The 7,172-nt window shown below is 65.5% G+C and carries 4 protein-coding genes and 1 pseudogene; 3 read left to right on the top strand and 2 right to left on the bottom strand.

The features are described from left to right. Positions 1 to 986 (bottom strand): type VI secretion system Vgr family protein (locus N430_RS29065; RefSeq protein WP_116583636.1); only part of this gene is annotated, 986 nt, incomplete at its 3' end. A 358-nt stretch (positions 987 to 1,344) separates the two neighbouring features. On the opposite strand from N430_RS29065, the gene N430_RS29060 reads away from it, so the two are divergent. The 3 genes from N430_RS29060 to N430_RS29050 are packed head-to-tail and all read left to right on the top strand — an operon-like array spanning position 1,345 to position 6,814. Beyond that, entirely contained in the window at positions 1,345 to 2,583 is a 1,239-nt protein-coding gene (locus N430_RS29060) for an exonuclease SbcCD subunit D C-terminal domain-containing protein (RefSeq protein WP_110640010.1), read from the top strand. Beyond that, the gene (locus N430_RS29055; RefSeq protein WP_110640009.1) at positions 2,580 to 6,224 is read left to right on the top strand and encodes an AAA family ATPase; all 3,645 of its coding nucleotides are present in this window, start codon (positions 2,580 to 2,582) and stop codon (positions 6,222 to 6,224) included. Before N430_RS29060 ends, N430_RS29055 begins: the two co-directional genes overlap by 4 nt. Then, entirely contained in the window at positions 6,221 to 6,814 is a 594-nt protein-coding gene (locus N430_RS29050) for a glutathione S-transferase (RefSeq protein ID WP_110640008.1), read from the top strand. Before N430_RS29055 ends, N430_RS29050 begins: the two co-directional genes overlap by 4 nt. 181 nt (positions 6,815 to 6,995) lie before the next feature. On the opposite strand, the pseudogene N430_RS29045 reads toward N430_RS29050, so the two are convergent. Continuing rightward, positions 6,996 to 7,172 (bottom strand): annotated as a pseudogene (locus N430_RS29045) (IS110 family transposase); the annotation flags it as partial.

Here is a 7,172-nt window from a genome sequence, read left to right as displayed (position 1 = left end):
TCCTCCACGGGACCGGTCTGGTGGCTCGGGTGTTGCAGCAGTTCGAAGCTGTAGCCGGGGCGCATGGCGCGGCAGTTGCTGGCGCCCTCGAACTGTTTGCCGGCCAGCTCCAGCGCTTCCACGCGCCGGCGCAACAACGCCTCGCCTTCGTCAGACGTGCTGTGGGTGTACTGGCCGGGGTCGTAGATTTCGAAGCGCTGCACGGCGCCTTGCTCGTTGAGGCTGCGCATGGCCACCGGCAGGCGGTTGCGTGGCTGGCGGTAGTCGAAGGTCTGCACGGCCATGCTGCCGGCCTGCAGCTGGCGGTGGCCGCACCACTGGGTGATGGAGTCGGCGGTTTCGGTGACCGAGGCGCTGTGGAAGCGGATCTGCGCTTGCTCTGGGAGTGCGTCGAGCACGGTGGAGTCGTCGCTGATGACCAGGGTGTGGCCTTCGAGGCTGTGCTCGAACCAATAGAACAGCCCGGCTTCATCCAGCAGGCGCTGAACGAAGTTGAGGTCGCTTTCGCGGTACTGGGTGAGGTAGGTGTGGCGTTTCTGCAGCTGACTCAGGCGCAAGTCGTAGTCGGCATAGGCCGGGTACAGGGCGAAGACGTCTGCAAGCACCTCATCGACCGTGCAGTTCTGGAAGATGCGCGTGTCGGTGCGGTGCCTGAGCATCGTCAGCCAGGGGCTGAGGGTTGCGCCGTAACGGTCCAGCGCACCGTCGCTACCCTGGCTGGCAAAGCGCGTGAAGTAGCCGTTGATGAATCGCGGCGCAGCATCGGCCAGCTCGATCTCGAGGCTGACCTGCTGGCCGAGCATTGATTTCAGCGGCAGCTGCGGTGCATCGCAGATCAGCAGCAGTTCGTAGGTAAAAGGCTCCGACAGGCTTTCGGTGCCCCGGAAGCTTTCCAGCAGCAGTGGCTGATCGGGGTCGGTCAGGTGGTGGAACTTGAACAGTCGGCGATGCTGCGACAACAGGCGTTCGGCCAGGTCCATGAACATTGCAATCTCCTTGCGAACTCGAAGCGCTCGTAGGTTAGGGCAATGATCGCGGGGTCCACAATGAACGCGGTGTTGAGGAAAAAATGCGTTTGTAGGACGAAGAAACCAAGTAATTTCGCGCTTTCCTACACAGCGCGAAAATATCCGTCGCTGGGAAAAAGCGCCGGCCCAGCAACGGCGCTTCCGCGCGGGCGGCGCTCGATCTCACAGGCGCTGAATCTCCCCCGCCATGCACCTGGCAGCCCTGACGCAATCAGAAACTCAATCAACCCGAGCTTGGGTTACCATACCCGCCTCCGCAAAGCCCTTCATTCACGCCAAGCCCCCGGCTTGCTGACTCGACACCGACAGGTCATCCATGCGTCTGTTTCACACCTCCGACTGGCACCTGGGCCAAAGCCTGCACGGCCAGGAACGCGACTTCGAACACGCCTGCTTCCTCGACTGGCTGCTCGGCCAGCTGCGCCTGCGCCAGCCTGACGCGCTGCTGATTGCCGGCGACATCTTCGACACGGTCAACCCGCCGGTCAAAGCCCAGGAACGGCTCTACGACTTCATCGTCCAGGCCCACGAGCAGCAGCCGAAGCTGGACATCGTGATGATCGCCGGCAACCACGACTCCGGCTCGCGCATCGAGCTACCAGCCGCACTGATGCGCCGCCTGCGCACCCACGCGCTGGGCCGGGTGCACTGGCTCGACGAGGGCCAGCTGGATGCCGAGCGCCTGCTGATTCCGCTGACCAACGGCCGCGGCAAGATCGCGGCCTGGTGCCTGGCCCTGCCCTTCCTGCGCCCGGCCGAAGTGACCGGCCCGCAGCTGGGCGACGACTACCTGCAAGGCATCACCCAGGTGCACCAGCAGCTGATAGGCGCGGCGCAGAAGAAGCGCAAGAAGGACCAGGCGCTTATCGCCATCAGCCACGCACACATGGCCGGTGGCGCGGTGTCCGAAGACTCCGAGCGCAGCCTGATCATCGGCAATGCCGAAGCCCTGCCGGCCAAGCTGTTCGACAAGTCGATCAGCTACGTGGCGCTCGGCCACCTGCACAAGCCGCAGAAGGTCAACCGCGAAAGCCGCATTCGCTACAGCGGCTCGCCGATCCCGCTGTCGTTTGCCGAAATCAACTACCCGCACCAAGTGCTGGAAGTCGAACTGGAGGGCAGTGAGCTGGTCAGCGTCGAGCCGCGCCCGGTACCCCGTGCGGTGGCCCTGCAGCGGGTCGGCCCGGCGCCGTTGGGCGAGCTGCTCGAACAATTGACCGAGCTACCGGTGATCGACCTGCTCGAAGACCCCAACCGCCAGCCCTGGCTGGAGGTTCGAGTGATTCTGGACGAGCCGCAACCCGATCTGCGCCAGCAGATCGAAACCGCGCTTGAGGGCAAGGCCGTGCGGTTGATCCGCATCAGCGCTGAATATGCTGGCCGCAACAACAGCGAAGACGACGACCTTGCATTCGTCGAGCTGGCGCAGATGACCCCGCAGGACCTGTTCAGCCGCGCCTGGGAGCAGGCCTACGGCAACCCCGTCGACGAGCAGGCCCTGGCCGATTTCGCCCTGCTGCTGCAGGACGTCCAGCTGGAAGAGGAACAGCCATGAAGATTCTCGCCATCCGCCTGAAGAACCTGGCATCCCTGGCCGGCCCGGTCGACATCGACTTCACCGCCGAGCCCCTGGCCAGCGCCGGCCTGTTCGCCATCACCGGGCCTACCGGCGCCGGCAAGAGCACCTTGCTCGATGCCCTGTGCCTGGCCCTGTTCGGCACCGTGCCGCGCCTGAACGACATCGGCCGCGAAGCCAAGGTGCCGGATGCCGACGGCGAAATCCCCACGTCGGACCCGCGCAACCTCCTGCGCCGCGGCACCGGCAGCGGCTTCGCCGAAGTCGACTTCGTCGGCATCGACGGCCACCGCTACCGCGCCCGCTGGGAAGCCAACCGTGCCCGCGACAAGGCCAACGGCAAGCTGCAGTTCAGCCGCCAGAGCCTGTACGACCTGGACAGCGAACAGCTGCTGGGCAGCGGCAAGAGCGAATACAAGCAACTGATCGAAGCCCGCCTGGGCCTGAATTTCGAGCAGTTCACCCGTGCGGTGATGCTGGCGCAAAGCGAGTTCGGCGCCTTCCTCAAGGCGGATGACAAAGAGCGCAGCGAGCTGCTGGAAAAGCTCACCAACACCGCCATCTACACCCGCCTCGGCCAGCGCGCCTTCAGCAAGGCGCGGGAAACTGGCGAAGCACACAAAGCCCTGAATGACCGCGCCAGTCACTTGCTGCCGATGGCCGCCGAAGCCCGCGCCGAACTCGACCAACGCCTGGAGCAGGCGTTGCAGCAGTTCAAGGCCGACCAGGCCGGCGAGCGGCAGCTGGAGCAGCAACGCAACTGGCTCAATGAACAACGCCAGTTGCAGGCCCAGCACGCCGAAGCCGGCGCCACCCTGCAAGCCGCCGAACAGGACTGGCAGCAGCTGGCCGAGCAGCGTCTCGACCTGCAACGCCTGGAGCGTCTGGCGCCGCAGCGCCACCAATTCCACCGCCAGCAGATGCTCGGCGCGCAGCTGACCACGGTCGCGGCGCAGATCGCCGAGCAACAGCGCCAGCAAACCGAATTGCAAACGCGCACCCGTGAGCTGGAGCAGGCGCAGCTGGCGTCTCGCGAGGCCCTGGCGCAGAGCCAGACCCTGCACAGTGAAAATGCCCCGCGCCTGCGCCAGGCCTTCGCCGGCCAGGACAACCTGGTGCGCCTTGACCAGGAACTGGCGGGGCAACGCACCGCCTGCGATCAGGCCGCGCAGCAGGTTGCCGAAGGCCAGCAGCAACTGCAGCAAACGGAAGAGCACCAGCAGCGCAGCCAGCAGCAACTGGCCCAGATCGACACCGCCCTGGCCGACAGCCAGCACCTGGCTGGCCTTGCCAATGCCTGGCAGGCCTACTTGCCGCAACTCAAGCAGGTGATGCTGATCGGTGGCCGCCTGGCCAAGGGCCGCGAAGAGCTGCCCGGCCTGCAGGCCCGAGCCAGCCAGGCCAATGTCCAGTTGCAGACCCAACGCGACCACTTCGAGCTGCTATTCCGCGAAGCCAAGGCCGAACCCCAGGCCCTGGCCGAGCAGATCGACCTGCTCGGCAACATGCTGCAGGACAACCGCAAGCAGCAACGCGCCGTCGAAGAACTGTCACGCCTGCATGGCCGTGAACAGGAACTGCGCCAGCAGCTCGATGCCCTGCGTGAGCGTCAGCAGCAGGCCATGCAGCAACGCCAGCAACTGATCGGCGAAGGCACGGCGGCCAAGGCCGAACTGGAAGCCGCCGAGCAGGCGCTCAACCTCACCCGGCAGTTGCTGGAACGCCAGCGCCTGGCGCGCAATACCAGCGTCGAAGAACTGCGCGGCCAGTTGCGCGACGGCGAGCCCTGCCCGGTGTGTGGCAGTGCCGAACACCCGTTTCATCAGCCTGAGGCCCTGCTGCAGAGCCTCGGTCGCCATGACCAGGCTGAAGAAGAAGCCGCGCAGAAACAGGTCGAGACCCTCAATGGCAAACTGGTCGAACTGCGCACCCAGCTCGGCGTGGTCAACGCCCAGCTCAAGGACTACCAGCAGCAACAGCAGCAGCTTGGCGAGCAGTTGCAGCCGCTGGTGGCGCAGGTGCAGGCGCACAGCCTCTGGCCCGCCCTCGCCCCACAGGACGACAAGGCCCGCAGCACCTGGCTCGCCAGCCAGCTACAGCGCCTGGACGAAGAAATCGGCAAGGACGAGAAACGCCAGAGCGCCCTGCTTGCCCTGCAGAAAGATGCCGCTCGCCTCAACCAGCAGATGCAGGCGGCGCAAGAAGCCCAGCAGCAGGCCCAGCGCCATCTCGACCAGCAGCACCAGGCCCTGGCCAGCGATGAACAGCAGCTGGAGCAGGGTCTCAAGGACCTGGCCAACGTGCTCCCGGGCGATGTGCTCAACGCCCTGAGCGACGACCCGGCCAATGCCTTCCTCGCCCTTGATCAGCAGATTGCCCAGCGCCTGCAACAGCTGGAGCAGCGCAAGGATGAGCAGGACGAACAGCAGGCACGCCAAGTGCAGCTGGACAAGCTGCGCGACCAGCAGCAAGCCCGCGTGCAAGCCCTGGCACAGGTGCAGCAACAGCTCGCCGCGCTCGACACCCAGCGGCAGCAGGCCCAGGCCGCGCTGGCCGAACTGCTTGGCGAGCAGGCCAGTGCCGAAGCCTGGCAGCAGCACATGGACAGCCAGCTGGAGCAGGCCCGCAGCAATGATGCAGACACTGCCCAACGCCTGCAGGACCTGCGCAACCAGGGCGTGCAACTGGCCAGCGAACTCAAGGCCAATACCCAGCAGCAGCAGGCACTGGACAGCGAGTGTCAGCAACTGCAAGGCGACATCGCCCAATGGCGCGCCGAGCATCCGGAGCTGGACGACGCCGGGCTGGATCGCCTGCTGGCCATCGACGACGCTCAATTGGGTGAGCTGCGTCAGCGCCTGCAAGGCACCGAGAAAGCCATCGAACAGAGCCGCGTGCTGCTCCAGGAACGAGCACAACGCCTGCAGCAACACGCGGCGCAGATGAGTGTCGATGCTTCGGTCGAAGACCTTGAGCAAGCGCTGGGCGAGCTGCGCGAGCGTCTGGCCGGCCATGAACAGCAATGCGCCGAACTGCGCGCGCAGCAGGCCGACGACCAGCGCCGCCAGCAGGCGAGCCAGGCCCTGGCCGGGGAAATCGAGCAGGCCTACCAGCAATGGCAGCGCTGGGCGCGGCTAAGCGCGCTGATCGGCTCGGCCTCAGGCGACGTGTTCCGCAAGATCGCCCAGGGCTACAACCTCGACCTGTTGCTGCACCACGCCAACGCCCAGCTGCGCCAGCTGGCGCGCCGCTATCGCCTCAAGCGCGGTGGCAGCGCCCTGGGCCTGCTGGTGCTGGACACCGAAATGGGCGACGAGCTGCGCTCGGTGCACTCGCTGTCCGGCGGTGAAACCTTCCTGGTCTCGCTGGCCCTGGCCCTGGGCCTGGCATCGATGGCCTCGAGTACCCTGCGCATCGAATCGCTGTTCATCGACGAAGGGTTCGGCAGCCTCGACCCTGAGTCGCTGCAACTGGCCATGGACGCCCTCGACGGACTGCAGGCGCAAGGCCGCAAGGTCGCGGTGATCTCCCACGTTCAGGAGATGCACGAGCGCATTCCGGTGCAGATCCAGGTGCGCCGCCAGGGCAACGGCCTGAGCGATGTGGAGGTGTGCGGGTGATCCTCTACTCGTTCCGCCGCTGCCCGTGGGCAATGCGTGCGCGCCTGGCGCTGCGCTATGCCGGCTGCGCGGTGGAGATCGTCGAGGTGGCGATGAAGAACAAGCCGGCAGCACTGCTGGCCTTGTCGCCCAAGGGCACGGTGCCGGTGCTGGATACCGGTGACGGCGTACTGGAAGAGAGCCTGGACATCATGCGTTGGGCGCTCGAACAACACGACCCACAGGATTGGCGCCTGCAGGCCGACGCGGCCGCAGCGCAGCGCGCCGAGGCGCTGATAGCCCGCAACGACAGCACGTTTAAGGCGCAGGTGAACCTGTACAAGTACGCCGAGCGCTACCCGCAGCACTCACGCGAGTACTACCGCCAGCAGGCCGAGGCCTGGTTGGCGGAACTTGAACAGTTGCTCGAAGGCCGGCCTTACCTGCTGGCCGATCACCCGAGCCTGGCCGACGCCGCCCTGTTGCCCCTGATGCGCCAGTTTGCCGGGGTCGAACCGCAGTGGTTCGCCGAGGCGGCTTATCCGCGGGTGCGGAGCTGGCTGGAGGGGTGGTTGGCTTCGGACCTGTTCAAGTCGGTGATGGCTCGCTAAACACCTTTCTCAGGCATGTCACGGCCCCTGTGGGAGATTCTATGGCCGAAGGCAATTTCTCAGTTGAACCGCCTTCGGCCTCTTTCAGCAATCTCCAGGCACAAGTCAGTGCGCCAGAGAATTTCTCTTCGGCGTTGGGTGCTATCCGTCAGTTTGGTTGGGCTGCGCAGCAGCCCCGGCCTCAGTTGGCCGGCTTAGCACCTCCGGTATATACCTCGGGCTTCCAGTCGGCCTGATGCCTCATCAGGCCGAAGGCCAGCCGAGCCAAGCGACGCGCAAGGATCACCAAGGCTTGGGTGGTTTTCTTCCCGCGTGCTTGATGATGGGCGTAAAACTGCGACCAAGTCTTGGTTCGGCT

This window comes from Pseudomonas sp. CC120222-01a, assembly GCF_003097235.1.
In the GTDB taxonomy this organism is placed as follows: Bacteria; Pseudomonadota; Gammaproteobacteria; order Pseudomonadales; family Pseudomonadaceae; genus Aquipseudomonas.
The sequence above is the reverse complement of the archived record's forward strand: the minus strand, read 5'-3'. Positions and strand labels throughout refer to the sequence as shown.